This window comes from Ensifer sp. EB106-03-01-XG145 (genome assembly GCF_058792075.1).
Genome location: NZ_JBYTEC010000007.1, coordinates 288335 through 312830 on the forward strand (window position 1 = coordinate 288335; position 24496 = coordinate 312830).

The following is a 24496-nucleotide window of genomic DNA, read 5'->3' on the forward strand; positions in this document are numbered from 1 at the left end:
CATGAACGGCACGACCCGATTTCGCACTCTTCTTGCCGCCGCGGCGGCCCTTCTTCATGTCGGCTCGGCGCAGGCCGACACTGCCTTTGATCTCAGCCCCGAACAGCCCGACCGCGTCCATGCCGTTCGCAACGAAACTGCAGTCGCGGCCATCCCCGCGGATTTCAAGTTCGTGACACCGGGCAAGTTCACCGTCGCAGTCAGCCCCGGCGGCCCGCCGCTTGCCACCTACGCTACCGACGCGCGTACGATCATTGGGGCCGATCCGGAATATGCCGGTGCGATCGCCAACAGCTTGGGGCTCGAGCTTGAGCTCGTGCCCACCGCCTGGATCGACTGGCCGCTGGGGCTGACCTCCGGCAAGTACGACGCAGTGATCTCCAATGTCGGGGTCACCGACCAGCGCAAAGAGAAGTTCGACTTCTCAACCTATCGGCAGGGGCTGCACGGCTTCTTCGTCAAATCCGATAGCGGCATAACCTCGATCAAGGAACCGAAGGATGCGGCGGGTCTTAGGATCATCGTCGGCGCCGGCACCAACCAGGAGCGCATCCTCCTCAAATGGAGCGACGAGAACGTCGCAGCGGGTCTGAAGCCGCTGGAGCTGCAATACTACGACGACGAGGCGACGAGCCTCGTGGCGCTCGCTTCCGGGCGGGCCGACGTCATCGTTCAGCCGCATGCGCAGCTCGTCTTCATTGCCGCCCGAGACAACAACATCAAGCGTGTCGGTACGCTGAGCGCCGGCTGGCCGGAGCGTTCGGACGTGGCGATCACCACCCGCAAAGGCAGCGGTCTCGCCAACGCTCTGACGATCGCCACCAACGGCCTGATTGCGGATGGCACCTATGGCAAGGTTCTGGAACGCTGGCACCTCCGGGAGGAGGCTTTGCCGAAATCCGAGACCAACCCACCCGGTCTTCCGAAATTCTAAGGAGCCTTGGCGTGACGCGGAACAAGATATCGATCAGCCATATTGGCTTCCTGAGCCCGGGCAACTACCCGGCGGACGACCCGTTGGATGGGCTGGAGAAGACCTTGGCGTTGCTGCAGTATGGCGAGGCGCTCGGTTTTGCCAGCGCCTGGGTGCGCCAGCGACACCTCGAACCCGGGATATCATCGGCCGCCGCCTTTCTCGCGGCGGCGACGCAAAGGACGAACCGCATCGAGCTTGGCACTGCCGTCATCCCGATTGGCTACGAAAGCCCGTACCGGCTGGCAGAGGATCTCTCGACCGTCGATGTGCTCTCGCGCGGTCGTCTAAACATCGGCCTCAGCGCCGGACGTCCGCTGCATGCCGATCTGATCGGTCATCTTGTCTTTGACGAAGGCTGGGAGAATTTCGACTTCACCCATGCGCGGGTTCTGCGTTTTGTCGAAAATCTGCGCAGTCGCCCGATCGGCGACGAAAACACCTTCATCAAGACGCCGTTCGGCCCGCAGCGCCCGCGGCTCCAGCCCCACGCCAAGGGACTGACGGACCGGATCTGGTACGGCGGCGGCTCGTTGAAGTCTGCCGGATGGGCAGGGCGCAATGATCTCAATCTCCTGATCGGCAATGTCACGACCGGGGAAGGGACCGACGATTTCTTCCTCGCGCAGCAGCGCCAGCTCGAGACCTATCGCGCGGCGGGCGGTACGGAGAGGCGGGTCGCGCTTGGCCGGGTCATTGTTCCGCTGGATGGTGCGGACGCGAGAACGCGCCAGCGCTATCTCGACTACGCGGCCGGACGCACCGAGCGAACGCTTACGCCGCAGGGCGATCGGCGCACGCTTTACGCCCGCGACCTCGTCGGTAGTTCGGATGAAATCCTTGAACGGTTGTTTGCAGACCCGATCCTGCCGCATGTCCGCGAACTCAGGCTCGAACTCCCCTACGAATTCGAGGACGAGGACTACCGCCAGATCGTCCACGACTTTGTTGCTCGCATTGCTCCGGAGCTCGGGTGGTCGCCGGCCGGCCAGAAAGCGGCCTAGAACCGAGGGGGCTCCGATGTGAAGCCTCGCAAAGCAGGAGCATATGAGTGCCAAAGACGATCGACTACTTCTTCTCCATTGTGTCGCCCTGGTCGTATATCGGATTCGACACCTTTGTCGGCCACTCAAGGACTATAGCGGCGAAATCGTAACGGCGAGAAATACAAAGGCCTCAGTCACGATAACCTCCGCGGCGCTTGCCGCGCTCTTCGACGTTCCTGCGGTCGTTATTCTTGTCGCGGAGAATAAGGTGGCTTTCTTCGAGAGCGTTGGGGACATTGCGCCACAGGAGGCCGAGTTCGACGCGGCGCTATCGTCAGCGGCGACGGGAACCGTTCAACTTGCCGAGGTCTATCCGGAGTCGCGTGTTGACTTTTGGCCTGTTGCAACGGCGTCCGGTCAGCGCGCCGTGATTGGGCTCGCGTTCGATCCCGACCGGCGCCCCGACATACCGGAGACATTGATCGACGTTATCAGCAGCATCTTGGCGTTGGCACTCGACCGCCAGCAAACTTCCTAAAGCCAGCCAGACCTTTTGAAACGCCAATACAGGATGGCGCAAAGCGTGACGATAACGCCGAGGACGGCAAAGTAGCCGTAGCGCGTCGCAAGCTCGGGCATGTTTTCGAAGTTCATCCCGTAGATGCCGGCGATAGCTGTCGGCACGGCGAGGATTGCCGCCCAGGCCGCAAGCTGCCGAGTAATCGTGCCCTGGCGCTGCTGCTCCAAGAGATTGGAGGCCTCGAACACGGACGTCATCACCTCGCGAAGGCCGCCGACCAACCCCTCAACGCGCCTCACATGGTCATACACATCTTTGAAGAAGGGTTTCGCATTGTCGTCGATGCAAGGGAGTTCGAGGTGGCTGAGCTTTCCCGCCACTTCCCCCATAGGTCCGAGGACTCGCTGAAAGCGGATCACTTGGCGACGCATGCGGAAGATGCGCCGGATTTGCTCCGGCTGCAGCAGCGACACGAGCACGTGTTTCTCGAGTTCCAAAACTTTGTCCTCGAGCGTCTCGACCACCGGCAAGTAGCCGTCGACAACGAAGTCAATGATGCCGTGAAGGACGTAGTCGGGACCGTGTTCGAGAAGCCGTGGGGACTGCTCGAGTTGCTGGCGCAGTTCCTTGTGGGAGCGGGCTGAACCATGGCGAACCGAAATGAGATGGCGCTTTCCCACAAAGATGCAGGTTTCGCCGTAGGCAATCTTGTCACCCTCAAGATGGGCCGTCTTGGCGACAACGAACAACTGGTCTCCGTAGATGTCCACCTTCGGCACTTGATTGCCGTTGAGGGCGTCCTCAACCGCCAAAGGATGAAGGCCGAACATCGCCTGAAGGCTCGCCATCTCGTCCGTGGAGGGATCCGTCAGTCCGATCCAGGCAAACTCGCCGTCTGACGTCTCGAATGGCTGGGCAGCAAGGGGCACTTCTTCGGCGCGCTTGCCCGAACGATACAGATAAGAGGCGACGACTGTCATTTAAGCTTTCCGAAATTGCGTTGGTCGCGCGTTCAGCGTCTGAGCGGAGACGACTAAATCGTTACCTGCTCACCGATCTCGACGACCCGATTGGCGGGCAGCTTGAAGTATGACGATGGATCAATGCCGAGCCCCGCGAGCGCGATGTAGAGCTTGTCCTGCCAGCCCGGCAGACCGGAGTTTGGATCACTGATAAGGGTCCTGCGCCCCAGATAGAACGACGTCTGCATAATCTCGAACTTGAACCCTGCTTTCTTGCAGAGCGACAGCGATTTCGAGACGTTTGGCTCGTCCATGAAGCCAAAGCAAAGTTCGAGCCTTGCAAACCTGTCCGAAAGTTCGGTCAGCGATACGCGGTCTTCCTCTGCCACATACGGGTGCTCGGACGTCCGGATGGTCAGGATGACGTTTTGTTCGTGAAGGACGTGATTGTGCTTGATGTTGTGGAGGAGGACGGCGGGCGTCTTGTCGCCCACGCTGGTCAGAAAGACGGCCGTCCCGCGAACGGTCTGGGGCGCATGGGTGGATTTTTCGATCGAGCGGATAAACGTTTCAAGAGGGATGTCGTTGCGCGCGGTCTTTTCGCGGAGCATTTGCGATCCGCGCGTCCAGGTCCACATCACGACCATGATCGTCAATGCCAGCGCTACAGGCACCCAGCCGCCATCATGGATCTTGAGCAAATTGGCGAGCAAAAAGACGGTCTCGATAACAAGCAATGGTGCAAGCATCAGTCCCGCGAGAAGCGTCGAGTAGCCCCAGACGGAACGGAGGAACTGGAAAGCCATCACTGTTGTCACGACCATGGCGCCGGTCACCGAGATCCCGTAGGCGGTGGCAAGGGACTCCGAGTCGCCGAACGAGAAGATGAGCACGATGACGCCAACAAACAGGAGCACGTTTACGGCAGGCACATAAATCTGGCCGGTGTTGGTCTCGGAGGTGAACTTGATCAGCAGCCGAGGGAGGAAGCCCAAATGAACCGCCTGCCGTGCGAGCGAGAACGCCCCCGTGATGACCGCCTGGCTGGCAATGATTGTCGCCATGGTGGCGAGGATGACCATCGGCAGCAGAGCCCAGTCCGGATAGAGCAGGAAGAAGGGATTGTGCGCCGCGTCAGGGTGGCCGAGCACGAGCGCACCCTGTCCGAGGTAGTTCACCGCCAATGCTGGGAACACAAGCGCAAACCACGCGGTGCTGATCGGCTTGCGCCCGAAGTGGCCGAGGTCCGCATAAAGGGCTTCCGCTCCCGTGACCGTCAGGAAGACGGCACCGAGTACGACCAGGCCTGCCCAGCCCGCATGGGTGACGAACCAGAGGGCATTGATCGGGTTGAGAGCCTGCAGGATCGTCCAGTCGTCGCCGATGTGGATGAGACCGCCCCAGGCCATCGCGAGGAACCAGACCACCGTAATCGGCCCGAAGAACTTTGCGACCGCTTGAGTGCCCTTTGACTGGACGGCGAAGAGCGCGACCATCACGGCCGCGGACAGTGGTAGCACGTAGTCAGAAAGGGCGGGCGTGACGAGCTTCATGCCTTCAAGAGCCGACATGACCGACAGGGCAGGGGTGATCATGGCATCGCCGATGAACAGTGCCGCCCCAACCAACCCTGCAAAAAACAACACCGGCATGAAGCTGCCTGTCTTTTTCATCAGAAGCGCGAGAAGCGATAGAGTTCCGCCTTCCCCGTCATTGTCGGCGCGCAGCAGGAAGAGCACGTACTTGAACGTGACGATGATCGTCAGCGTCCAGACCATAAGGGAAATAAGGCCGATGACTTCTTCCCCCTGTACACCGTCGTTCGAGAAAGGGCGGAGTGCTTCGCGAAATGCGTAAAGCGGACTGGTTCCGATGTCGCCATAGACGACACCAACGCATCCAAGCAGGAGAACAAGGAAGTTTCGCGTCTCCGTTTGAGGCTCGAAAGCTTCGCTATGCGAGGTGGGCATGAGGTCTCCTGGATCGAACCGCTAGAACGGTCCCAGTATATGGTGCATTGCGAAAGGTGAGGCAAATACGGATTTGCGAGTTTCCCGCCTGATACGCCTCAGATCCGTCTCGTGCGCGGGAATTTGCGCCTTGGGAGGACGAATTCCTCACTGACGAGCGCCTCGCTACTCGCCGTATGGAACGGGGGGCGTGGTCCCAGCATCGATTCTGTGCGGCTTTGATCTGGGGAAGTTCTCGTTTTGTGCTTTGAGCATCGCATAATGTATCTGGTAATCGAACAGGCGTACGATCCCGGTGCCTGCAAGGGCTGCGGGGTTTCTGACTTCGCCCTGAAGCGCCTCGACGCCCCACGGAACCTGCGAGTTGGCCATGAGGGGGATTGGCTGCGCGGTCGAGGCAAGGCGCTGAAACTGCCAGTTCCATGCACAATCCTGCCAACGACGGCCACGAGATTATGGTCGGGGCGTGCCGTCGTGGCACGTGGACAGCGCTCTTTCTCTCGAGATGCAACGGTTGATCGCCCGGCATGCTGACGGCGGAGATGCCCGTCGGATGCTTCCAAGTGTTGTGCTCGTGAGCAGCTGCATGCCGACGCTGCCGGCCGGTGAAATTACCGGACCGATGTTCGCCCTTGTGGCGCAGGGCGCAAAGCATATCTGCCTCGGAGATCGGGTCGCTTCCTATCGTCCTGGTTGAACAATTCAGGTTGGGAATCGTTACGGGCGCCGCCAGCGGAATCGGCAAGGCCACCGTCGAACTGCTACTCCCGCGGTGCGAAAGTCATCGCCGAGGATATTGACCCCAGGTCGATGCCCTCAGAACAGACGGCATCGTGCCATTCGTCGCCGACATTTCCAAGGACGGCAGCTCCGAGAAAGCGGCTGCACTCGCCATCGAAAACTTCGGAAAGCTTGATCTTTTGGTGAACAATGCCGCCCGCATCGTTTATAAGCCCGTCGTCGGAATGACCCGAGGGGATTGGGATTACGTGATGGAAACGAACGTGACCCGTTTGTTCCTTCATTCTCGCGAAGCCGCAAATCTGAGGATCAAGCAGAAGAGCGGAGCGATCGTCAACATCGCGTCCTACGCGTCCTATTTCGCTTTCCCGACCATTGCCGCCGACACCTCCTCAAAGAGGGCGTTGGCGCAATTGACCCGGACCATGGCACTGGAGCTTGCCGAACACGGCATTCGCGTGACGCGATCGGTACCGGTGACGTCGTCACCCGCCTATTGAACAGCTTCATGGAAGACGGCCCCGGCTTTTTGACCGAGCACGGCAAGGGCGCGCCGATCGGCCGCGCTGCTCAGCCTTCGGAAATCGTGGCGTTCCTTGCCTCCGACCGCGCGAGCTTCATTGTCGGTTCCATCGTCATGGCTGACGGTGGCTACAGCGTTCAGATCAAGTAAGGAAAGTTGCCGCTGCCCGAAAGTTCGGGCAGCGGCCCTTCGGCTTCGCCGGCTTGCGGCCAGCCATTTGGCATGGTGTCACGGGTCCTTGCCGATCTTGCTGGAAACCGAATGGCTCACGCCAAGGGCGTCGCACTTGTTTTGGTCCTGAGGCGTTCGCGTCTGAAACGTTGAACGTGGTCGACCAGGGCGCGCAACTTGGGCGCCATATTGTGCCGGCTGGGGAAATAGAGAAAAAAACCCGGAAAGGGCGGCAGATAGTCTTCCAGGATTGAAACCAACTCGCCTCGTTCGAGATAGGGGCGAAAGGTCTCCTCCAGCGCGAATGTAATGCCGCCGCCGGCCAGCGCCGTCCGTATCATAACGCGCAGGTCATTCGTGGTGATCTGGGGTTCGACCGAAACGTCGAAGGCTTCCCCTTCATGGGCGAATTCCCACCGGTAGGGAGCCGTGTCCGGTGACGGACGCCATCCGATGCAGCGATGATGGATCAGGTCCCTCGGATGTGTCGGAAACCCGTGGGCTTCGAAATAGGCGGGGCTCGCCACGACGACTTCCTTTTGTTCGCCCGACAGTGGAACGGCCACCATATCCTGCTCGATGACATCCCCCAGCCGCACCCCTGCATCGAAGCCGCCGGCGACGATATCGAACGTATCGTCCGTCACCGTCACGTCGACGATGATATTGGGGTAGGCCTCGGCAAAGGAGGCGACAAGCGGCCCGGAGAGAAAATCTTCGGCAATCGAGGTCACCGCGATGCGAAGCACACCGTGGGGGTTGGCGTTGCCGCCGACATCTTCGAGCGCAGACAGGACTTCGGCCATGGGACGAGAAAGCGTGTCGCGCAGGCGCTCACCCGCTTCGGTGAGCCGGACGCTGCGCGTGGTGCGGGTGACGAGCGCTATCCCGCAGCCGTCTTCCAGCCGCCGGATGCCCTGGCTGACGGCCGAGCGCGTGACGCCGAGGCGGGCGGCGGCTGCCACGAAATTCGCCTCCTCGGCCACCGCGAGGAAAAGCGGCAGCAGGTTCAGATCCAGATTCATTGTCGCGCCATGCTAACCAATCTGATTAGTTATAAGGGAATTCCGACGACAATCAACCGCATCTAATCTTCCTTCATCCCACGGTGCAGACGGCGAGTGGGGAGAGAAACGGCACCCGCGATGAAAGGAAGTACGATGACCTCTTTGAAAATCATGTTTGCCACCAGGGCAATCGTCGGCGCACTCGCCGGCCAGGTTGCCGCTCAGGATGCCGCTTGCCCGCAGGATGGCCACAAAGCGCCCCTTGGGGCTTCCCGGGAAGAAATCGTCGAAGCGCTTTTCAACGTCATTCGCCATGCCGGTTCTCCGCTGGACGAAAAAGCTCTGCTGATCGCGCAGGAGCGCATGTCGCTGTTCGATGCCAGACAGGCGCCTGCGGCATAGTCAGAGAAGCGCCTTGCGCAAGATCCCGACGGCTCGCGCAAGCCGGCAAGAGAGTTCTGCCGGTGATGGGCCTAGGTTCAGTCGACCCATCCGGATTGGATGGGGCCGCAGCAAACAGGAGCCATCCATGTCAGCCTACCTCGTTGTCGATCTCGACATTCAAGACTCTGATGCGATTGCGGATTACCGTTCCAAGGCCCTGCCGCTCGTCGCCGAAGCCGGCGGCCGGCTCATTGCCCTTGATGATGCCCCGCTCCAGCTCGAAGGCTGGGAGGCGAGCAACATGCTGATCATCGAATTCCCCGACATGCAGGCGATCCGCGATCTTTTCGCGTCGCCGGCCTATGCGCCTCTCGCAAGACAAAGACAGTCTGCGGCGGGCTCGCGTGTCATCGCCCTACGCGGCTTCGAGCCGGCGTGACGATCGTTGGTGCGAAGCCGCAACATGACCATCACACCTCAAGAAAGGACATTCCTATGAGCAACATCACAAACAAGATCGTTCTCGTCACCGGCGCCAGCAGTGGCATCGGCGAAGCGACGGCGCGCGCCCTTGCCAAGGCCGGCGCCGTGGTCGTGCTTGGGGCAAGACGCATCGACCGCCTCGAAACCCTGGCCGCCGAGATCACCGCCACAGGCGGCAAGGCACTCTACCGGAGCCTCGACGTCACATCCCGCGCGGATGTCCAGGCCTTCGCCGATACCGCGCTCGATGCCTTTGGGCGCATCGACGTGATCGTCAACAATGCCGGCGTCATGCCGCTTTCACCGATGGCTTCGCTGAAAGTGGATGAATGGGACCGGATGGTCGACGTCAACATCAAGGGCGTGCTTTACGGCATCGCCTCCGTGCTGCCCGCCATGAACCGGCAGGGCGCCGGGCAGGTGATCAACGTCTCGTCCGTCGGAGGCCTTTCGGTATCGCCGACGGCCGCCGTCTACTGCGCCACCAAATATGCCGTGCGGGCCATTTCCGACGGGTTGCGGCAGGAGAACGATCGGATCCGCGTGACCTGCGTCTATCCGGGCGTCGTGGAATCCGAACTCGCCGATAGCATCACTGATCCGACTGCCGCCGAAGCGATGGTCGCCTATCGCCAGATAGCCCTGAAGCCGGAGGCCATCGCTGACGCGATCGTGCATGTGATCGGCCAACCCGCGGATGTCGATACCAGCGAAATCGTCATCCGGCCCACTGCAAGCATGTGATCGGAAGACGGGATGTCGAACCGATCTGGACTTGCAGGCGCGGGCCTTGCCGCGATGCTGTTCTGCATGGCCTCCGCCCAGGAAGGATATTCCCAGATGAAAATGATCCGGAACACAACTCCACCAGACCAGACGCATCCCTATGTCGGTATGTGGATCACCGCGGATGGCCGCATTCGTCACAACCTGTTGCCGAACGGCCGCTATGACGAGGCGCGCGGCCGACGGGAAAGCGCCTATCAGGGACGATACGAAGTCCGCGGCAATCACATCGACTACTGGGACGATACCGGATTTACCGCCGATGGCGACTTCATCGACGGAGTGCTGCACCATGCCGGCATGATCCTCTATCGCGACGGAAAGAAACCGGACTAAGCGGCGAAGTCTTCGTTCTTCCCTTTTCCCTGGCGCCGGATATCCTTGATCCCGGCGCCACATTTGCTTGAGCGATCCAGGGGGAAGGGGACGATCATGGCTTTGGATGAACCAACCGCGTGTCTGCCCATCCCTGAGCGAACCTCCCCGGTCGGTCTCGAAAGTTACATCAGCGGAAACACGCTGGTCAGCGGCGACGGACCGGCGTGGAGAGATGTCTTCGTGCAGGTGCTATCGCGCCACAGCGCTCAACATCCCTTCCTGGTGCCCGCCGTCGCCGAGCCTCTTATCGTCTGGATCATGTCTGGCAGTGCCGTTGTCGAGGAGCGGGATCTCGGCGGAGAATGGATGGCAAACCGCGTCGAGGTCGGCGATTTTTTCCTGACCTGTTCGCCGGTGCCCTATGAAATGCGCTGGCAGGCCGAGGGCGACCAGCCCTTCCGCGTCATGCACCTTTACGTTTCCGTGCCGCTGTTCGAGCGGGTGGTCGAGGCGATGTTCGGCAAGGACGGCGGAAACGTGACGCTGAAGGACGTCTCCGGCGGCCGCGACGCGACGCTCTCGCATATCCTCAGTCTCCTTAACGAGGAACTGCCAGCGGATGGCGGCGGCAGCCCGCTTTATGTCGAAGGGTTGGCGCAAAGCCTTGCCGTCCATCTCGTGCGCCACTATGCGGTCGCCAATACCGAGATGCGTGCGCAGAACGCCTTGCCCGGCGCAAAGCTCAGGAGAGCGATCGCCTTCATGGAGAAACATCTCGAGGAGCCGTTCGATCTCGGCCGCCTGGCACAGGAGGTCGGCATCAGCGAATTCCATTTCAGCCGGCTGTTCAAGAAGGCGACGGGTCTTCCTCCCTCGCATTATTTCATCCGGCAGCGGGTGGCCAAGGCCCAGCAGTTGCTGCAGGAAACCGACACCAGCATCATCGAGATCGGCCTCATGGTCGGCTATTCCAGTCCCAGCCACTTCGCCCAGATTTTCCGCCGTGAAACGGGGCTTACGCCGAGCGACTATCGCAGGGGCTAGGCTCATTCGGCACAGAATGGAGCAAAATCCCGATAGCCTCGGCAAGCCACCGGGAGAGGAAAAATCCCGGATTTCATAGGGTTCTCCTTGTCGAAGCAAACACGTCTCCGCTTCCGGAGCGGGTCTGCAAGCAACAAGGAGATATCATCATGACGAATATCAACGGCAAAGTCGCACTGGTCACCGGTGCTTCGAGCGGCATTGGCGCAGCAACGGCGCTTGCGCTTGCCGGAGCTGGCGTAAAGGTTGGCATCGCGGCACGGCGCACCGATCGTCTGGAAGAGCTGAAGGCCGAAATCACTGAGAAGGGTGGTGAAGCCCTGGTCATCGAGATGGACGTGGCCGATCCGGCTTCCGTCGAAGCCGGTGTGAAGAAGCTAATCGGTACCTATGGTGCGATCGACATTCTCTTCAACAATGCCGGCCTGATGCCGCTTTCCGACATCGACCAGTTTAAGACCGCCGAATGGCTTCGCATGGTCGACGTCAACGTGAAGGGCCTCTTGAACACGACGGCGGCCGTGCTGCCGCAGATGATCAAGCAGCATTCCGGCCATATCTTCAACACCTCCTCGATCGCCGGCCGCAAGGTCTTCAAGGGACTGTCGGTCTATTGCGCCACGAAGCATGCCGTGACCGCCTTCTCCGACGGCCTGCGCATGGAGGTCGGCCAGAAGCACAACATCCGCGTCACTTGCATTCAACCCGGCGCGGTAGCGACCGAACTTTATGATCAGATCACGGATCCGGGCTACCGCCAGCAGATGAATGATCTCGCCAAGCAGATGACCTTCCTGCAAGGCACCGACATTGCCGAGACCATCCTGTTCGCGGCGCGGGCGCCGGCCCACGTCAACGTGGCCGAGCTCTTCGTCCTGCCGGTCGAACAGGGCTGGTAAGCACCCATCACCAACATCGCGAGAGACCGGCCTTCCCGTCAGGAACGGGGAGGCCTGTGGACAAGGAGTTTCCCATGAAGGAAGTACCGGCCTCCGGGGCCTTTCGTCAGCTCGAACCGGGTCCGATCGTGCTGGTGACCACCAGCTACGAAGGAACGCCTAACATCATGACGATGGGCTTCCACATGATGATCCAGCATGCGCCGCCCTTGATCGGCTGCGTCATCGGCCCCTGGAATCATAGCTACAGCGCGCTGAGAGCGACCGGCGAATGCGTCATCGCCGTCCCGACCCTCGATCTTGCAAGGGCGGTCGTCGATATCGGCAATTGCTCGGGCGACACTGTCGACAAGTTCGAGCGTTTCGGCCTGACGCCGCAGCCGGCACGCAGCGTCGCGGCGCCACTGATCGGCGAGTGCGTTGCCAACATCGAATGCAGGGTGCTCGATACCGCCGAGGCCCATAACCTCTTCATCCTGGAGGCCGAACGGCTGTGGATCGACACGGACCGCAAGGAGCGGCGGACCCTGCATCATCGCGGCGACGGTGTTTTTGCGGCCGATGGCGATGTGCTCGATCTCAGCGAGCATATGGTGAAATGGCGTCACCTTCCGAGGTGACGCCATCGCCGTCTTAGCAGTCGCCGGGCAGGAAAGCCCCTCGGCATTGGTCGAGTTCCGGCCCGGTCTCGTCGAAAGCGGCTAGCGCCGAGGGCGCTCCGGTACTGGCATCGCCCGTCCATCGATCGAAGTTGACCGCAAACACGAGCAGCAGGACGACCGCTGCGGCGAGAGCTTCGACCAGCGACGGGCGGGGGCGCCTGCGGCGGGCGTCGTCGGCCGCCGCAATATCCCGGAAAGCGGGATGAAGTTTGTCACAACCGGACATGACGGTTTCCTTCGAAGCCGATCAGGGGACGAGCACCATGGGGCCGTCGCTGCGGCGTTCGAGAATGTCGGCATGCGCGCGCTGCGCTTCCGACAGAGGATACTTCCGGGCGCTGACCGTGCCGAACACCCCGTTCCGCCAGGCATCGAACACTTCGTCTGCGGCGGCCTGAAGGTTGTCCTTCGTCACATACTGGCCGGTGCTGCCACGCGCCAGGCGGATGCCGCGGCGGCTGAGGCCCGTCTCATTGATGGCGGCGCCACCCGATGCCGCGCCGATCACAGCAATCGTTCCGCCATCGCGGATCACGCCGAGCGTTGTGGCGAAGGTCGTTGCGCCGACCAGTTCATAGACGATATCAACGCCATTGGGGGCGACGGTGCGGATGTGCTCGTCGAGCGCGACGGTCTCATATGCAAATGCGTGGTCGACCGCCTGCTCCAGACCGGCGAGCTTACGTTGCGACCCGGTTCCGATCACCGTGATCCCGCGCGTCCGCAGCCAGCGGGCAAGCAGGTTTCCGACGCCGCCGGTCGCGCCCTGAACGAGCACGCGGTCGCCTTCGCCGGGCTTCGCCATGGCGTTGATGGCCATCCAGGCGGTCAGGCCCTTGGTGAGGATGGACGCTGCTGTTTCGGCCGAGATGTCGTCGGGCAGGTTCACGAGCACGTCCTGGCTGACAACGCGCTCTGCGGCGTAGCTGCCGGGGGCGAAGAAATAGGCGACACGGTCGCCGGGGGCAAAGCGGGTGACGCCCGGACCGACCGTTTCGACTATGCCGGCGCCCTCCACGCCGGCCACCGCGGGCAGACCGACCTTGAACGTGCCGTCCCGGAACATGGTGTCGACGAAGTTCACGCCGATCGCTTCATGCCTGATCAGCACTTCGCCGGCGCCGGGTGCGCGGGCACTTTCCTGTTCGACGCGCAGGACGGATGGACCGCCCCACTGACTGTATTTGACGACGTAGGTCATGGCTTTCTCCATGGGCAGGCGGGGCCTGCCGACCTGTTGATCGGACTTCGGGGTGAGTGAGATCGCAAAAATGCGTTTGCTGGTATTTCGGCTTACAGCGTCAGCACTTCAATGCACCGAGCTGGGTGAGACCGGACATCCAATCCTCAGTGTGCCAGGTCTTTTGGATCCTGCCGTCTTCGACAAGGTGAATATCGACGGCCTGGATGAGCAGTTTCCGCCCGGATGCCGGGAGCCCGGCAAATGATCCCTTGTGGGTACCCGAGATGGTCGATCGGACGACGACCTTGTTTCCGTCGGAGATGATGTCCTCGACCGTGATCTGAAAGTCCGGGAAGGCGGTGTGTAGCATCTTTAGGACGGCCTTTGCGGATTGCGCACCACGAGGGGCGTCGGGCGCATCGGGAATGTCGCGCCAAGCGTCGGCGAGAATGGCTTCAAGGATCTCCGGCTTGTTCTTGTCGAAGGCTTCGTACCATTTGACCGCGATTGCCGTTTCCTCGTTCTGAGGTGCTGCCATTGCCCAGCCGCCGGCAAGCAGCGAAGCAACCAACGGAAGGATCTTCAGGACGCGCATGGGGTCTGCCTTTCTTGCTTGCAGTGGAAGCTGACACAGGAGCGCCGGCTCGAAAGCCGGCGCGGTCCTTCCGCCTAGCGGCGCCAGCCATCGATGCTAAACTTGCCACCGCCGAAAACGATGACATGCAGGAGCCCGCCGGCCATGGCGATGTTCTTGAAGAAGTGAACGAACTGGTTCAGGTCTGCGAGATCGTTGTGGAAGCTGACTGCTGTGGCGACGGAGAACACGGCAAGACTCGCTGCGACGAGGCGCGTCTGGTAGCCGAGGACAAGGGCGGCGCCGCCGATGAATTCCACGGCGAGTGCTGCGCCATAGGCCAGCGTCGGGAACGGCAGGCCGACGGATTCGATATAGCCGATCGTCATCGCCGGGGCGGTGAGCTTGCTGAAGCCCGACAGCAGAAAGATCAGGCTGATGAGGATGCGGCCGATGACCGGCAGAACGGCCTGAACGGTGGCGGAGGACGTCAGGTCTTCGGTCTGACGAACGGTTGCGATATGCGACATGCTGGTTTCCTTTGAAATCGGCAGCCATCATGGCCGCTCTGTGGAAACAACTATGCCGCGATCGAACTCATCGCAAAAGCCGAATAAAATAGACGATAACGATCTATAATTTCGAACGTTCTGGGCTGCGTTCCAGCCACGGATTCCCATGCGCCCCCCCATCGCTCGCGCGATGAGGGCGTTGACGCCGAGTATGGGCGGGCCGTGAAAGGGCTCCGTCAGCCCTTCTTGATCAGATTGACCGCCACCAGCCGACCGCCGAACTGTTGCATGGGCGCGGCGGCCTTGAGGCCACCGAGATCGAGCGCTGCAAAGCCTAGTTTCTCAATAAGACCTGCGACGCTGGCATTGGCGTCTTTATCGTCGCCGGACAACAACACGACCCGGCGTCCCGACGCCTCGGCGGGGTCGGCTGCGAGCAAGGCGGCCGGAAGCGTATTGAAGGCCTTGACCACTTTTGCGCCTGGAAGCGTCTCCGCGACGATCTCGCTCGAAAGCCTGCCGCCAAGGTCGGCGGGGCGGAATTCGGGGAAGGTGATCGCATTGGTGGCGTCGATGACGATCGTCCTCGTCCAGTCCTTGCGAACCTTTGCCAGGTCGGGCACCGCCGTGAACGGCAGGGCGAGGATGACGATATCCTGCGCCACGGCTTCGTCGATCTCGACGGGGATTGTCGTGTCGCCGGACTTCTTGGCGGCGGCAAGCGATGCGGGTCCTCGGCTGTTGGCCACTTTGACAGGTATGCCCTTTGACGCGAAATGTGCGATGAGCGCCGAGCCGATGGCACCGGATCCGATGATTGCGTAGGTCATTTCCGATTTCTTTCATTTTCCTTGTTTGGGATGGGGTTAGGTGATGTTTCTGGGCCCGTCGGGCAACGGCGTAAACTCCGTTTCTCCCGGCACCCCGGGGAATGAGCGGTTCTGCCAGTCGAGGGCCGCCTGCTCGATGCGGTCGCGGCGGCTCGACACGAAGTTCCAGAAAATGTGCCGTTTCTCGGCGAGCGGTTCGCCGCCCAGCACCATGAGCCGCGCTGGGCCAATCGCCTTGAAGACGATTTCGGAGCCGGGTTTGAAGACAACCAGTTGATCCTGTATGAACCGCTCTTGCTGTCCGGTGACTTCGATCGTTCCACTGATGACGAAGACGGCCCGCTCGATGTGCTCGCCGTCGAGACGGAAGCGCGCGCCGGCCGCAAGGGCCACGTCGGCATTGAACATGTCGGAGAACATTCTTGCCGGCGCGCGCTCGCCATGAAGCGAGCCTGCGATCAGGCGCATGTCGACGCCTTCCCCCTCGATGCGCGGCAGCGCATCCGTCGTAATATGCTGGAAGCCAGGGTCCGTTTCCTCGTGCGTGGTCGGCAGCGCCACCCAGCTTTGGAAGCCGAACAGACGTCCTCCTGTCTGGCGTAGCGTGTCGCTGCTGCGCTCGGAATGGACAATCCCCCTACCTGCGGTCATCACGTTGACTTCACCCGGCCTTATCTTCTGGACATTGTTCTCGCTGTCGCGATGGATGATTTCTCCGTTGATCAGATAGCTGATCGTCGACAGTCCGATATGCGGGTGCGGTCGCGAGTCGATCCCGGCGCCGGGACCGAACGTCACGGGTCCGAAGCTGTCCAGAAATATGAAGGGACCAACCGTGCGTCGCAGCGGTGACGGAAGCGCACGCTTGACCGAGAACCCGCCAAGGTCGCGCGTCGCCGGGAGGATGATCTGTTCTATTCGTGTATTCGAGGCATAAGTCATTTTCGCTCCTTCAACGATCCAGTCTCAGCCGGGAGGCGAGGGGGACGTTGCTGTCGAGCTCGAAACTACCGCTGGTCGCTTGTGGAAAAAACTGACATAAAATGAAGGCAAACGTTCGAGGAAATAGATATGCAGAATCCGGGCATGCCGACCCTTGATCAACTCAAGGTATTTCTCACGGTGGTGGATGTCGGCAGTTTCGCGGGGGCCGCGCGCAAGCTGGGCAGAGCCACATCGGTCATCAGCTACTCGATCGCGAACCTTGAGGCACAGCTCGGAATTTCCCTGTTCGATCGCGACACGACGAAGAAGCCGCAGCTGACGACTGAAGGACGCACGGTACTCGCCGAGGCGAGGATCGTGTCGAACGGCGTCAGCGGTCTGCGGGCGAAGGTAAGGGCAATGCTCGAGGGCGTTGAGCCCGAGATTCATGTGGCGCTGGACGTCATGCTGCCCGCTGCACGCGTTACCGATGCATTGAGGGCGTTCAGCGAAGAGTTTCCGTCTGTCACGCTCCATCTCTATGTGGAAGCGTTGGGCGCGGTTGCGCAGATGGTGCTGGATCGCAAGGCGGTGATCGGCGTCAGCGGGCCGCTCGATATCGAGATTGATGGCATTGAGCGGATCGGCGCCGGCTTCGTCCAGCTTATTCCCGTGGCAGCACCATCCCATCCTTTGGCAAAGGCGGGCAGGAACCTTCCGGGCGCCGGGCGCGAGCACGTCCAGCTCGTTCTCACCGATCGTTCGAAATTGACAGAAGGGTTTGAGCTGGGCGTTGTCGGCGCCAGAACCTGGCGCCTGGCCGATCTCGGCTCCAAGCATATGCTCTTGAAAGAGGGGATGGGTTGGGGAAATATGCCCGAGCCGATGGTCAGAGAAGACATTCGAACCGGCCGCCTGGTTCATCTCGACCTACCGGACTGCAAGGGCGGTCCCTATCGGCTCCAGGCGGTCCACCGCACGGATGTCCCTCCCGGTCCCGCCGGCCGCTTCCTGATATCGCATTTCGAAGGCCAAGCCGAAGGCGACGACATGGTCTATTCCAACCGTTGGTAGACGTCGCACTTCGAGCGTTCTTCACGCAGAGCTGAGCCTGGCAGTCAACCGGGCGGTCAGGGCATCGGTCGACGAGAAGCGAACCGACTACCGCTGAACGCACCGGCTGCCACGGTCAATTCGTGATGAGGACATTCTTGGTTGCGGCTTCACCCGAAGCGGTGCTGCGATAGGCATCGACCGCCTGGTCGAATGCCCATTGCCGCAACGCTGGTTTCTTGAAGGAACCATCGTCGAACGCGGCCCTTAGCCGGTCGAGGATGCCTGCGATCTCTTCACCCGACAGCTTTGCGGTGTCGACCCCCAAGAGCGCCGAACGGTTGTGGTAGAAATCGGCGAGATCGAACTCGACGCGCTTCTGGCCGACGCTGGTGATGGCAAGATGGCGGCCGCCCACAGCCAGTGATTTGAGCGAAGGCTCGAACATGGCGCCGCCCACAGCATCCAGAACCAGATCGGTTCCCTTGCCCCAGGTCGCTTTGCGGACGGCGTCTGGCAGGTTCGCTTTCGATAGGTCGATGAAATCATCGGCGTCGTTTGCAGCTTCGCTTCTGGCGGCCACGATGACGCGGGCGCCAAGATGACGAGCGACCTGTGTGGCGGCCCGACCGACGGCTCCGAGACCTCCGGTAATCAGAAGCGTCTCGCCCTTCTTCAGCGAGCCGACATCGACGAGTGCATGCCAGGCCGTGACGAAGGAGGCCCCGACCGCGGCCGCCTCGGCCATCGACAGGCTCGCGGGCTTCTCCGACAACCAGCTTGCCGGCAGGGCGACATAGTCGGCATGCGCACCGTCCCGCCGAAACCCGAAGCCGGCGCCGCTGCCCCAGACATGCTTGCCGACAAGTGCGTTGCCTTCGACGACCACGCCGGCGAAATCGCGCCCAGGTGTGCGCGGAACCGCGCCGCCAAACAATCCGCTGACGATCTTGACGTCGCTCGGATTGATCGCCGCAGCGTGGATCTTGACGAGAACCTCGCTGGCATTGAGGGCGGGGGTGGGGATATCCCGGTGAACCAGCACATCCGGCGTGCCGAATTGTTCGAAACGAAGGGCCTTCATTGTCGAGTTCCTTTAGGGGTCAGAGGACTGCCAGCAGGCCGCCGTCCACGAGAAGCGCGATGCCCGAGACGTAGCTGGAGAGATCCGAGCCGAGATAGGCGACCGCGTCGCCCACCTCGGAGGGCTGGCCAAGGCGGCGTAGCGGCGTGCGCTTGCGAAACCCTTCCGATGCCTCGGCAATACCGGGGCTGGTGCGCAAAAGCTCAGTGTCGATGGTCCCCGGTGCGACGGCGTTGACGCGGATTCCGTCGGGGCCGAGCGCGTCTGCAAGCGATTTCGCCATCAGCACGACGCCGCCCTTGCTGGTGGAATAGGCAACCGTGATGCCGGCGCCCGATATCCCGCCCATGCTGGCCATCAGCACGATGCTGCCGCCCTTGCCGTTCGCCTTCATCTGGCGGGCGGCGGCCTGCGCGCCGAACAGCGAGCCATCGAGATTGATCGACAGCAGCCGGTGGTAATCGTCCTCCGGTACGTCCGCGCCGTCGGTGCGCAGCGTGATGCCGGCATTGGCGACCATGACATCGACGCCGCCGAATTCGGCCGACGCTTCGATGAGGGCGTCATTGTCGGCCCGTTTGCTGACGTCGGTTTTGACGAAGCGGGCGGCCGATCCGATCGCCTCGATTTCCGCGAGCGTCGGTCGGCCGCCTTCGCGCGGCGCCTCGGTGATATCGGCGACGATCACGGCTTTCGCCCCATGCTCGGCGGCGCGGATGGCGATGGCGCGGCCGATGCCGCTCGAAGCGCCGGTCACGACGACCACCTTGTTTTTCAGAATGTCACTCATGGCAAGTTTCCTTCGGGAAGATGGGATGGCTCAGCCCTTCGGCTGAAGCTGGAGGCCGAGTTGGCCGACGAGCGAATAGAGGTTGGCGACGCCCCAGTGTTCGGTGATCTTGCCATCGACGACGCGCATGGCATCGACAGTCTCGAACTGGATCGTCTTGCCGGTGGGCTCGATGCCGAGGAAGGTTCCCTTGTGCGTGCCGTAATAGGTCTTGAAGGTCGTCACGAGGTTGCCGTCGGCCGTCTGCCAGTGGATGACCGCATGGAAATCCGGGAAAGCCGAGCGCAGGCCGACATAAAGGCCGCGCACACCCTCCTTGTCTGGCACCATGTTCGGTTGCGGCGTATGGTCGAGAAAATCTTCGGAAAAGACCTCATCGAAGACGGCGAAATTGCCCTTTCCCTGTACTTCCTCGGTGTTCCGGCGAACCACTGCGATCGCCGCTTCGCTTTCTGCACTTCTGGTCATGGTCGTATCCTTCGATGTCAGGGGTTAGAGTTCGAAACCGCCGATGGTCATGCCGCCGTCGACGACGATCATCTGGCCGAAGACGTAGCTTGCGGCCGGGGAACTGAGCCACACGGCCACTTCAGCGAGCTCGCGCGGCTGGCCGCCCCGCTTGGCGGGGATGGCTTTTCGGGCAAGGTCGGCAAAAGCCGGGTTCTGGGCGCTGTTGGCCACCACCATCGGTGTTTCGGTCCAGCCGGGGGCAAGCGCGTTGACGCGGATGTTGCGGCTGGCGTTCTCCATCGCCGCGACGCGGGTCAGGCCATGGATGCCGTGTTTGGAGGCGGCATAGGCGCTCATGCCGCCCGGCCCGGTCAGCGCGGCGACCGAGGCGGTGTTGGTGATCGCGCCCGCACCTGTCCTTGCGATCAGCGGGATCTCGTACTTCATGCCGAGGAACACGCTGCGCAGGTTGACGGTCCCGGTCGAAATCGTCGGTCGGGTAGTCCTCGATGCGGTGGGTGCCGCCGGTGATGCCGGCATTGTTGAACGCTGCATCCAGCCGACCGGCATCCTTTTCGATGCGCACGAGGAGGGCTTTCACCTGCTCTTCGCTCGAAACGTCAACACGGGTGGCCTCGATCTTTCCTGCCGCCGCGATGTCCTTCGTTTCCTCAAGGCCGCTCCGATTGAGGTCGGCCGCGAAAACATGGGCACCGCGCTCGGCAAACAGCCTTGCCGCCTCCCGGCCGATCCCCGAGCCTGCGCCGGTGACCAGGACCACTTTGCCGTCGAAATCCGTTGACATGGCTTCGCTCCTCGCCCGCGCGCGGGACGATGTTTCCTTCGAATTGTCGGGGTTGATTGGAAGCCGAAGGCACTAGCCTCCGACGGATCGGCCTAGCCGAAGACCTTGATGGCAGCAGCGGCTACCAGTTCGCCCTGGTGGCGGGCACCGGCGAGGTCGATTTCGGTCGGCCGGCGCGATCCGTCGCCGCCTGCCACCGTGGTTGCGCCGTAGGGCGCACCGCCGACGATTTCGTCGACGCTCATCTGGCCCTGGTGGCTGTAAGGAAGCCCGACGATCATCATGCCGAAATGTAGAAGGTTGGTGATGATCGAGAACAGGGTGGTTTCCTGTCCGCCATGCTGGGTTGCGCTGGAAGCAAAGGCCGCACCAATCTTTCCATGCAAGGCCCCCTTGACCCACAGACCGCCCGCCTGATCGAGAAACGCAGCCATCTGCGAGGACATACGGCCAAAGCGCGTGCCGGTCCCAACCACGATCGCATCATAGCCCGCCAGCTCGGCAATGGTGGCGGCCGGAGCTACCTGATCGAGCTTGAAATGATTGTTGCGCGCGATCTCCTCCGGAACGGTTTCCGGAACGCGCTTGACGTCGACATGGGCTCCCGCCTTTCGGGCTCCCTCCGCAACGGCATAGGCCATCGTCTCGATGTGTCCGTAGGTTGAATAATAGAGGACCAGTACCTTCGCCATTGTTGTTCTCCGTTGGTTTGAAGCAGTCGCCCTTGCGGCTTGGGAAAAAGCTCGCATCAAATAGCTTGGAGGAATAGTCGAATAAAATGATTGGATACGGTCGAGAAAATCGAACGATATAGCGCGAGATGCGTTGACCAGACCGTTCGATTTCTTCGACCGTAATCCTCGAATCTTTGCCGCTTTTGCCGAAATTTCTGACGTGTAGCCTTCTGCGAGAAGCAGGGCCTCGGTCGAGGCAGTGTGGGGATCAGCCGACATGGACGCCTCCTGCAGCGACGGGCTCGGCGGCGGTCTTGCCGCGAAGGCGGATGGGGGCGGTTTCCTTGAGAAGCAGGATGACGACGATGCCGAGGCCGAGGGCATAGAGTGGGACCGCCGCGGCATGCTCGATGCCGTAGTGTTTTGCGATGGTGCCGGCGATGGCGGGCGCAAAGCCGCCGCCGAAGATTTCACCGATGCCGATGACCATCCCGGAGCCCGTGGCCATCAGTCGAGCGGGCACGGATTCGGCCGTGAACGGACCGACCGTCAGTGTGAGCAGCGCATAGAGGCTGCCCATCGCCACCATCATGCAGAGGAAGAGCACGGTGACATTCGCGCCTGCTCCGCCGAAAATCCAGAAGGCGCCGAAGGCCAGCACGGCCGACAGGAGCATGACGGGCTTGCGACCGACCCGGTCGGACAGCGCTGGCAGCAGCAACGCGCCGATTGCCCCGCCAAAACCCATGGAAGAGAGGATGAAACTCATCTGGTCCATGTTGAGGTGCAGATGGTCGACAAGGTAGCTCGGGAACAGCGCGGCGACGACGATGATGCAGGTCAGCCAGAAGCCAGAACTTTTATGACCGGATCGGCCAGAACAACATGACGCCGCTGTGGACGTCACTGGCCGATCTCGTCACACCAACGCCACGCAGCCATTGCCGCCCGGCGCATTGGAGCTTTCCGACGATCCGCGAGGCCATCCTCGAAGCCGGCGGCCTGATCACCGCCAAAGAGGCCGAGCGGCGCGTGCTCGTGCTCGAAAATCCCGGCCTGCGCGGGCAATCGAAAATCACCACCGATCTTTACGCCGGGGTGCAGCTCGTACTGCCCGGCGAGGTGGCGCCGGCCCACCGCCATACGCAAAGCGCGCTCCGCTTCGTGCTGGAAGGCAGCGGTGCCCATACGACGGTCAACGGCGAAAAGACTATCATGCACGAGGGCGATTTCATCATCACCCCGCCGATGGCCTGGCACGATCACGGCAACCAGAGTTCCGAGCCGATCTTCTGGCTCGACGGGCTCGACATCCCCATCGTGCAGTTCCTCGACGCCTCGTTCGCGGAACATCTAGACCAGGACGAGCAGCCGCTGGACCGCCCGATCGGCGACAGCGACGCCCGCTACGGCGCCAACCTCCTGCCAGTCGACCATGGTGTCGGCGGAGGCACGTCCCCCGTCTTCAACTACCCTTACGAGCGCACACGCGACGCACTGGAACGCATGCGCTGCCACGATGCCTGGGATCCGTGTCACGGACTGAAGATGCGCTACACCAATCCGATCACCGGAAACCACGCCATGGCGACCATCGGCACCTTCATCCAGCTCTTGCCAAAGGGGTTTACAACCGCCCGTTACCGCTCGACCGATGCCACCGTCTTCGTACCGATCGAAGGGCGCGGGCGATCACATATCGGCGATACCGTGAGCGAATGGGGCAAGCGCGACATCTTCGTCGTGCCCTCGTGGCACGACGTACGCCATGAGAGCGACGAGGACAGTGTGCTCTTCTCCTTCTCGGATCGGCCCGTTCAACAGGCGCTGTATCTGTTTCGGGAGGACCGCTATGCCTGAGGATGTATCAGGCATAGCGGTCCATCATTTCGGGATTACGGTCTCGTCCCTAAAAACGTCGCTGAATTTCTGGATCAACGTTCTCGGCTTCGAGCTCATTGGAAGGGATGTTTTGGAGGATCGTGATTTCGTTCGCGACGTGACGGGAGTTCGTGACGGGTCCATTGAGCTTGCCATGCTAGCAAAGGGGCCGCATATCGTCGAACTTCTGGAGTACAAGACGGCTTTCGGGCGAAAGGCGCTTGCCTTTCAGGCATGCGACAGCGGGGCATCGCACATCGGACTCATGGTGCGGGACGTCGATCCTACTCTGCGCATGGCAGCGCCCTACGGGTGGAGCGCCTTCGGCGCGCCGCAGGTCGTGGCAAACGGGCACTGGGCGGGGCGGCGGGTTGTCTATCTAAAGGGCCCGAACAACGTGCTGATCGAACTCGTCGAACCAGGTCCGGAGGGCGAGCGGCGTGATATCATGCTTTGAGCGACAGAACGGCGGGACTAAGGGGCGGCCACCTTGAGCACCGCTTAGGCCAACTAGCTTGCGCACGCGAAGGTTTTGAGAGGTGCGAGCTGGCGATCGGAGAACAGCCCATCCGGTAGTCAGACTTGTTTGGGCGGCGCCGCGCATGACCCGGCTATGCGGCCCTCTCGATTTCCGGATCCGTTACAACTCATCCGTGAACAGCGGATGAACCGGGCGATGGAACTTCTGCGCAAAGAGGGACATTGCATAACGGAGACTGCTTTCGAAGCCGGTTTCTCTTCGAGCTCCGCATTTTCAAGTGCGTTCTTTGGTTATGTCGGAAAGACACCCTCAGTTTACGCAAAGGCCTTTAGCCGGCGTCAGAGATCGAGTGCTGAATGAAGGCCAGGGAGTCGCGGCCGCCTCTCGGGGAGGCTTGAGCGGGCGCAGCCCACCCGGGTTTCCAACTTCGATCGTCAACGGGTGGAAAGGGGCGGGGGAGGCGGTGGCGTCGTCGCGCCGGTGCCGAGCGAGCGTTGGACCATGACGCTGTCCGCCCAGCGCCCGTAGCGATAGGCTACCCCCTGCAGGAGGCCAACGCGAACGAAGTTGAACCGTTCGTGCAGCGACAGCGAGGCAACATTCTCGGCATCGATATAGCCGATCATCTGCCGGAAGCCGGCTGCAGCACAAGCGTCGATCAGGCCGCGCATGAGCAGACCTCCGATGCCCTGGCCGAGATGTTCATGATGAACATAGATCGAGTGCTTGACGGTATAGCGGTAGGCAGGTGGATGCCTCTAAAAACCTCCCCTTCAGCCGGTTTTCGTGATTCAATCCGGCCTGCGTGATTTGCAGGGAACGGATG

The 24496-nt window shown here is 61.5% G+C and carries 31 protein-coding genes and 2 pseudogenes; 17 read left to right on the top strand and 16 right to left on the bottom strand.

The genetic code is table 11. The features are described from left to right. Position 1: 1 nt before the first annotated feature. From AC3WWH_RS19120 to AC3WWH_RS19130, 3 genes are read left to right on the top strand one after another with little or no spacing between them, the layout of a single operon-like run. A complete protein-coding gene (locus AC3WWH_RS19120) occupies positions 2 to 934 on the top strand; it encodes an ABC transporter substrate-binding protein (RefSeq protein WP_058322021.1) in 933 nt (310 codons plus the stop codon). An 11-nt stretch (positions 935 to 945) separates the two neighbouring features. Then, a complete protein-coding gene (locus AC3WWH_RS19125) occupies positions 946 to 1977 on the top strand; it encodes an LLM class flavin-dependent oxidoreductase (protein WP_058322022.1) in 1032 nt (343 codons plus the stop codon). A gap of 43 nt (positions 1978 to 2020) precedes the next feature. Next, complete coding sequence (locus AC3WWH_RS19130) at positions 2021 to 2497, top strand: thioredoxin domain-containing protein (protein ID WP_058322023.1); 477 nt, start codon at positions 2021 to 2023, stop codon at positions 2495 to 2497. Here AC3WWH_RS19130 and AC3WWH_RS19135 read toward each other — a convergent pair. Both AC3WWH_RS19135 and AC3WWH_RS19140 read right to left on the bottom strand, forming a co-directional pair. Further along, complete coding sequence (locus AC3WWH_RS19135) at positions 2494 to 3459, bottom strand: magnesium and cobalt transport protein CorA (protein WP_058322024.1); 966 nt, start codon at positions 3457 to 3459, stop codon at positions 2494 to 2496. The genes AC3WWH_RS19130 and AC3WWH_RS19135 overlap by 4 nt on opposite strands. Before the next feature lie 53 nt (positions 3460 to 3512). Then, positions 3513 to 5411 (bottom strand): potassium transporter Kup, encoded by a 1899-nt coding sequence (locus tag AC3WWH_RS19140; RefSeq protein ID WP_058322025.1) that lies wholly within the window; start codon positions 5409 to 5411, stop codon positions 3513 to 3515. Positions 5412 to 5964: 553 nt separating this feature from the next. On the opposite strand from AC3WWH_RS19140, the gene AC3WWH_RS19145 reads away from it, so the two are divergent. The 3 genes from AC3WWH_RS19145 to AC3WWH_RS19155 all read left to right on the top strand — a co-directional run bounded on the left by AC3WWH_RS19145 (position 5965) and on the right by AC3WWH_RS19155 (position 6825). Continuing rightward, entirely contained in the window at positions 5965 to 6108 is a 144-nt protein-coding gene (locus AC3WWH_RS19145) for an AraC family transcriptional regulator N-terminal domain-containing protein (RefSeq protein ID WP_492377160.1), read from the top strand. A gap of 136 nt (positions 6109 to 6244) precedes the next feature. After that, positions 6245 to 6652 (top strand): SDR family oxidoreductase, encoded by a 408-nt coding sequence (locus AC3WWH_RS19150; RefSeq protein ID WP_280938324.1) that lies wholly within the window; start codon positions 6245 to 6247, stop codon positions 6650 to 6652. An 8-nt stretch (positions 6653 to 6660) separates the two neighbouring features. Then, positions 6661 to 6825 carry an SDR family oxidoreductase gene (locus tag AC3WWH_RS19155; RefSeq protein ID WP_280938325.1) on the top strand — a complete coding sequence of 55 codons (165 nt, stop codon included), beginning with the start codon at positions 6661 to 6663 and terminating at the stop codon, positions 6823 to 6825. A gap of 116 nt (positions 6826 to 6941) precedes the next feature. Here AC3WWH_RS19155 and AC3WWH_RS19160 read toward each other — a convergent pair whose 3' ends face one another. After that, positions 6942 to 7871 (bottom strand): LysR family transcriptional regulator, encoded by a 930-nt coding sequence (locus AC3WWH_RS19160; RefSeq protein WP_113398462.1) that lies wholly within the window; start codon positions 7869 to 7871, stop codon positions 6942 to 6944. Positions 7872 to 8006: 135 nt separating this feature from the next. On the opposite strand from AC3WWH_RS19160, the gene AC3WWH_RS19165 reads away from it, so the two are divergent. From AC3WWH_RS19165 to AC3WWH_RS19195, 7 genes are all read left to right on the top strand, one after another. Then, positions 8007 to 8255 carry a hypothetical protein gene (locus AC3WWH_RS19165; RefSeq protein ID WP_058322027.1) on the top strand — a complete coding sequence of 83 codons (249 nt, stop codon included), beginning with the start codon at positions 8007 to 8009 and terminating at the stop codon, positions 8253 to 8255. Between the two features lie 127 nt (positions 8256 to 8382). Next, positions 8383 to 8676, top strand: coding sequence for a DUF1330 domain-containing protein (locus AC3WWH_RS19170; RefSeq protein WP_058322028.1), 294 nt, complete (start codon positions 8383 to 8385; stop codon positions 8674 to 8676). Between the two features lie 56 nt (positions 8677 to 8732). After that, complete coding sequence (locus tag AC3WWH_RS19175; protein WP_058322029.1) at positions 8733 to 9464, top strand: SDR family oxidoreductase; 732 nt, start codon at positions 8733 to 8735, stop codon at positions 9462 to 9464. A gap of 12 nt (positions 9465 to 9476) precedes the next feature. Next, complete coding sequence (locus tag AC3WWH_RS19180) at positions 9477 to 9842, top strand: Atu4866 domain-containing protein (protein ID WP_197417306.1); 366 nt, start codon at positions 9477 to 9479, stop codon at positions 9840 to 9842. Between the two features lie 96 nt (positions 9843 to 9938). Beyond that, a complete protein-coding gene (locus AC3WWH_RS19185; protein ID WP_058322030.1) occupies positions 9939 to 10868 on the top strand; it encodes a helix-turn-helix domain-containing protein in 930 nt (309 codons plus the stop codon). Positions 10869 to 11017: 149 nt separating this feature from the next. Beyond that, a complete protein-coding gene (locus AC3WWH_RS19190; RefSeq protein ID WP_058322031.1) occupies positions 11018 to 11767 on the top strand; it encodes an SDR family oxidoreductase in 750 nt (249 codons plus the stop codon). A gap of 74 nt (positions 11768 to 11841) precedes the next feature. After that, positions 11842 to 12387: a flavin reductase family protein gene (locus tag AC3WWH_RS19195; RefSeq protein WP_058322032.1), complete on the top strand. Its 546-nt coding sequence runs from the start codon at positions 11842 to 11844 to the stop codon at positions 12385 to 12387. Positions 12388 to 12400: 13 nt separating this feature from the next. On the opposite strand, the gene AC3WWH_RS19200 is transcribed toward AC3WWH_RS19195, so the two are convergent. The 6 genes from AC3WWH_RS19200 to AC3WWH_RS19225 all read right to left on the bottom strand — a co-directional run bounded on the left by AC3WWH_RS19200 (position 12401) and on the right by AC3WWH_RS19225 (position 16470). Next, a complete protein-coding gene (locus AC3WWH_RS19200; protein WP_058322033.1) occupies positions 12401 to 12655 on the bottom strand; it encodes a hypothetical protein in 255 nt (84 codons plus the stop codon). A gap of 21 nt (positions 12656 to 12676) precedes the next feature. After that, positions 12677 to 13630, bottom strand: a complete 954-nt coding sequence (locus AC3WWH_RS19205) for an alcohol dehydrogenase catalytic domain-containing protein (RefSeq protein WP_058322034.1) — start codon at positions 13628 to 13630, stop codon at positions 12677 to 12679. 100 nt (positions 13631 to 13730) lie between these two features. Next, positions 13731 to 14207, bottom strand: a complete 477-nt coding sequence (locus tag AC3WWH_RS19210) for an ester cyclase (protein ID WP_492377161.1) — start codon at positions 14205 to 14207, stop codon at positions 13731 to 13733. Positions 14208 to 14281: 74 nt separating this feature from the next. After that, the gene (locus AC3WWH_RS19215; RefSeq protein WP_058322036.1) at positions 14282 to 14716 is read right to left on the bottom strand and encodes a DoxX family protein; all 435 of its coding nucleotides are present in this window, start codon (positions 14714 to 14716) and stop codon (positions 14282 to 14284) included. Positions 14717 to 14934: 218 nt separating this feature from the next. Further along, entirely contained in the window at positions 14935 to 15528 is a 594-nt protein-coding gene (locus AC3WWH_RS19220; protein ID WP_058322037.1) for an NADPH-dependent F420 reductase, read from the bottom strand. A gap of 36 nt (positions 15529 to 15564) precedes the next feature. After that, a complete protein-coding gene (locus AC3WWH_RS19225; protein WP_492377162.1) occupies positions 15565 to 16470 on the bottom strand; it encodes a pirin family protein in 906 nt (301 codons plus the stop codon). 129 nt (positions 16471 to 16599) lie between these two features. Between AC3WWH_RS19225 and AC3WWH_RS19230 the strand changes: the two genes are divergently transcribed. Further along, entirely contained in the window at positions 16600 to 17526 is a 927-nt protein-coding gene (locus AC3WWH_RS19230; protein WP_058322039.1) for a LysR family transcriptional regulator, read from the top strand. 115 nt (positions 17527 to 17641) lie between these two features. Here AC3WWH_RS19230 and AC3WWH_RS19235 read toward each other — a convergent pair whose 3' ends face one another. From AC3WWH_RS19235 to AC3WWH_RS19260, 6 genes and pseudogenes are all read right to left on the bottom strand, one after another. Continuing rightward, positions 17642 to 18589: a quinone oxidoreductase family protein gene (locus tag AC3WWH_RS19235; protein ID WP_058322040.1), complete on the bottom strand. Its 948-nt coding sequence runs from the start codon at positions 18587 to 18589 to the stop codon at positions 17642 to 17644. Positions 18590 to 18608: 19 nt separating this feature from the next. Then, positions 18609 to 19379 carry an SDR family oxidoreductase gene (locus AC3WWH_RS19240; protein WP_492377163.1) on the bottom strand — a complete coding sequence of 257 codons (771 nt, stop codon included), beginning with the start codon at positions 19377 to 19379 and terminating at the stop codon, positions 18609 to 18611. A gap of 30 nt (positions 19380 to 19409) precedes the next feature. Further along, the gene (locus AC3WWH_RS19245; RefSeq protein ID WP_058322042.1) at positions 19410 to 19847 is read right to left on the bottom strand and encodes an ester cyclase; all 438 of its coding nucleotides are present in this window, start codon (positions 19845 to 19847) and stop codon (positions 19410 to 19412) included. A 24-nt stretch (positions 19848 to 19871) separates the two neighbouring features. Continuing rightward, positions 19872 to 20634, bottom strand: a pseudogene (locus AC3WWH_RS19250) (SDR family NAD(P)-dependent oxidoreductase). 92 nt (positions 20635 to 20726) lie between these two features. Continuing rightward, on the bottom strand, positions 20727 to 21326 hold the full coding sequence (gene wrbA, locus AC3WWH_RS19255; RefSeq protein WP_058322044.1) for an NAD(P)H:quinone oxidoreductase: 600 nt from the start codon (positions 21324 to 21326) through the stop codon (positions 20727 to 20729). A 250-nt stretch (positions 21327 to 21576) separates the two neighbouring features. Beyond that, positions 21577 to 22215 carry an MFS transporter gene (locus AC3WWH_RS19260; protein WP_492377164.1) on the bottom strand — a complete coding sequence of 213 codons (639 nt, stop codon included), beginning with the start codon at positions 22213 to 22215 and terminating at the stop codon, positions 21577 to 21579. Between AC3WWH_RS19260 and gtdA the strand changes: the two genes are divergently transcribed. The 3 genes from gtdA to AC3WWH_RS19275 all read left to right on the top strand — a co-directional run bounded on the left by gtdA (position 22194) and on the right by AC3WWH_RS19275 (position 24030). Continuing rightward, complete coding sequence (gene gtdA / locus AC3WWH_RS19265) at positions 22194 to 23168, top strand: gentisate 1,2-dioxygenase (protein WP_113399312.1); 975 nt, start codon at positions 22194 to 22196, stop codon at positions 23166 to 23168. The two genes, AC3WWH_RS19260 and gtdA, sit on opposite strands and share 22 nt — an antisense overlap. Next, positions 23161 to 23646 (top strand): VOC family protein, encoded by a 486-nt coding sequence (locus AC3WWH_RS19270; protein ID WP_058322047.1) that lies wholly within the window; start codon positions 23161 to 23163, stop codon positions 23644 to 23646. Before gtdA ends, AC3WWH_RS19270 begins: the two co-directional genes overlap by 8 nt. 156 nt (positions 23647 to 23802) lie before the next feature. Beyond that, entirely contained in the window at positions 23803 to 24030 is a 228-nt protein-coding gene (locus AC3WWH_RS19275) for a helix-turn-helix domain-containing protein (RefSeq protein ID WP_373419862.1), read from the top strand. Positions 24031 to 24104: 74 nt separating this feature from the next. Here AC3WWH_RS19275 and AC3WWH_RS19280 read toward each other — a convergent pair. Next, positions 24105 to 24428: pseudogene (locus AC3WWH_RS19280) on the bottom strand (GNAT family N-acetyltransferase); the annotation flags it as partial. Positions 24429 to 24496 lie beyond the last annotated feature (68 nt).

Bases quoted from the DNA above. Each gene is read 5' to 3' on its own strand.
- AC3WWH_RS19120 (WP_058322021.1), top strand. From the start codon at position 2: ATGAACGGCACGACCCGATTTCGCACTCTTCTTGCCGCCGCGGCGGCC.
- AC3WWH_RS19130 (WP_058322023.1), top strand. From the start codon at position 2,021: ATGAGTGCCAAAGACGATCGACTACTTCTTCTCCATTGTGTCGCCCTG.
- AC3WWH_RS19135 (WP_058322024.1), bottom strand. From the start codon at position 3,459: ATGACAGTCGTCGCCTCTTATCTGTATCGTTCGGGCAAGCGCGCCGAA.
- AC3WWH_RS19140 (WP_058322025.1), bottom strand. From the start codon at position 5,411: ATGCCCACCTCGCATAGCGAAGCTTTCGAGCCTCAAACGGAGACGCGA.
- AC3WWH_RS19145 (WP_492377160.1), top strand. From the start codon at position 5,965: ATGCTTCCAAGTGTTGTGCTCGTGAGCAGCTGCATGCCGACGCTGCCG.
- AC3WWH_RS19155 (WP_280938325.1), top strand. From the start codon at position 6,661: ATGGAAGACGGCCCCGGCTTTTTGACCGAGCACGGCAAGGGCGCGCCG.
- AC3WWH_RS19160 (WP_113398462.1), bottom strand. From the start codon at position 7,871: ATGAATCTGGATCTGAACCTGCTGCCGCTTTTCCTCGCGGTGGCCGAG.
- AC3WWH_RS19165 (WP_058322027.1), top strand. From the start codon at position 8,007: ATGACCTCTTTGAAAATCATGTTTGCCACCAGGGCAATCGTCGGCGCA.
- AC3WWH_RS19170 (WP_058322028.1), top strand. From the start codon at position 8,383: ATGTCAGCCTACCTCGTTGTCGATCTCGACATTCAAGACTCTGATGCG.
- AC3WWH_RS19175 (WP_058322029.1), top strand. From the start codon at position 8,733: ATGAGCAACATCACAAACAAGATCGTTCTCGTCACCGGCGCCAGCAGT.
- AC3WWH_RS19180 (WP_197417306.1), top strand. From the start codon at position 9,477: ATGTCGAACCGATCTGGACTTGCAGGCGCGGGCCTTGCCGCGATGCTG.
- AC3WWH_RS19185 (WP_058322030.1), top strand. From the start codon at position 9,939: ATGGCTTTGGATGAACCAACCGCGTGTCTGCCCATCCCTGAGCGAACC.
- AC3WWH_RS19190 (WP_058322031.1), top strand. From the start codon at position 11,018: ATGACGAATATCAACGGCAAAGTCGCACTGGTCACCGGTGCTTCGAGC.
- AC3WWH_RS19195 (WP_058322032.1), top strand. From the start codon at position 11,842: ATGAAGGAAGTACCGGCCTCCGGGGCCTTTCGTCAGCTCGAACCGGGT.
- AC3WWH_RS19200 (WP_058322033.1), bottom strand. From the start codon at position 12,655: ATGTCCGGTTGTGACAAACTTCATCCCGCTTTCCGGGATATTGCGGCG.
- AC3WWH_RS19205 (WP_058322034.1), bottom strand. From the start codon at position 13,630: ATGACCTACGTCGTCAAATACAGTCAGTGGGGCGGTCCATCCGTCCTG.
- AC3WWH_RS19210 (WP_492377161.1), bottom strand. From the start codon at position 14,207: ATGCGCGTCCTGAAGATCCTTCCGTTGGTTGCTTCGCTGCTTGCCGGC.
- AC3WWH_RS19215 (WP_058322036.1), bottom strand. From the start codon at position 14,716: ATGTCGCATATCGCAACCGTTCGTCAGACCGAAGACCTGACGTCCTCC.
- AC3WWH_RS19220 (WP_058322037.1), bottom strand. From the start codon at position 15,528: ATGACCTACGCAATCATCGGATCCGGTGCCATCGGCTCGGCGCTCATC.
- AC3WWH_RS19225 (WP_492377162.1), bottom strand. From the start codon at position 16,470: ATGACTTATGCCTCGAATACACGAATAGAACAGATCATCCTCCCGGCG.
- AC3WWH_RS19230 (WP_058322039.1), top strand. From the start codon at position 16,600: ATGCAGAATCCGGGCATGCCGACCCTTGATCAACTCAAGGTATTTCTC.
- AC3WWH_RS19235 (WP_058322040.1), bottom strand. From the start codon at position 18,589: ATGAAGGCCCTTCGTTTCGAACAATTCGGCACGCCGGATGTGCTGGTT.
- AC3WWH_RS19240 (WP_492377163.1), bottom strand. From the start codon at position 19,379: ATGAGTGACATTCTGAAAAACAAGGTGGTCGTCGTGACCGGCGCTTCG.
- AC3WWH_RS19245 (WP_058322042.1), bottom strand. From the start codon at position 19,847: ATGACCAGAAGTGCAGAAAGCGAAGCGGCGATCGCAGTGGTTCGCCGG.
- wrbA (WP_058322044.1), bottom strand. From the start codon at position 21,326: ATGGCGAAGGTACTGGTCCTCTATTATTCAACCTACGGACACATCGAG.
- gtdA (WP_113399312.1), top strand. From the start codon at position 22,194: ATGACGCCGCTGTGGACGTCACTGGCCGATCTCGTCACACCAACGCCA.
- AC3WWH_RS19270 (WP_058322047.1), top strand. From the start codon at position 23,161: ATGCCTGAGGATGTATCAGGCATAGCGGTCCATCATTTCGGGATTACG.
- AC3WWH_RS19275 (WP_373419862.1), top strand. From the start codon at position 23,803: ATGCGGCCCTCTCGATTTCCGGATCCGTTACAACTCATCCGTGAACAG.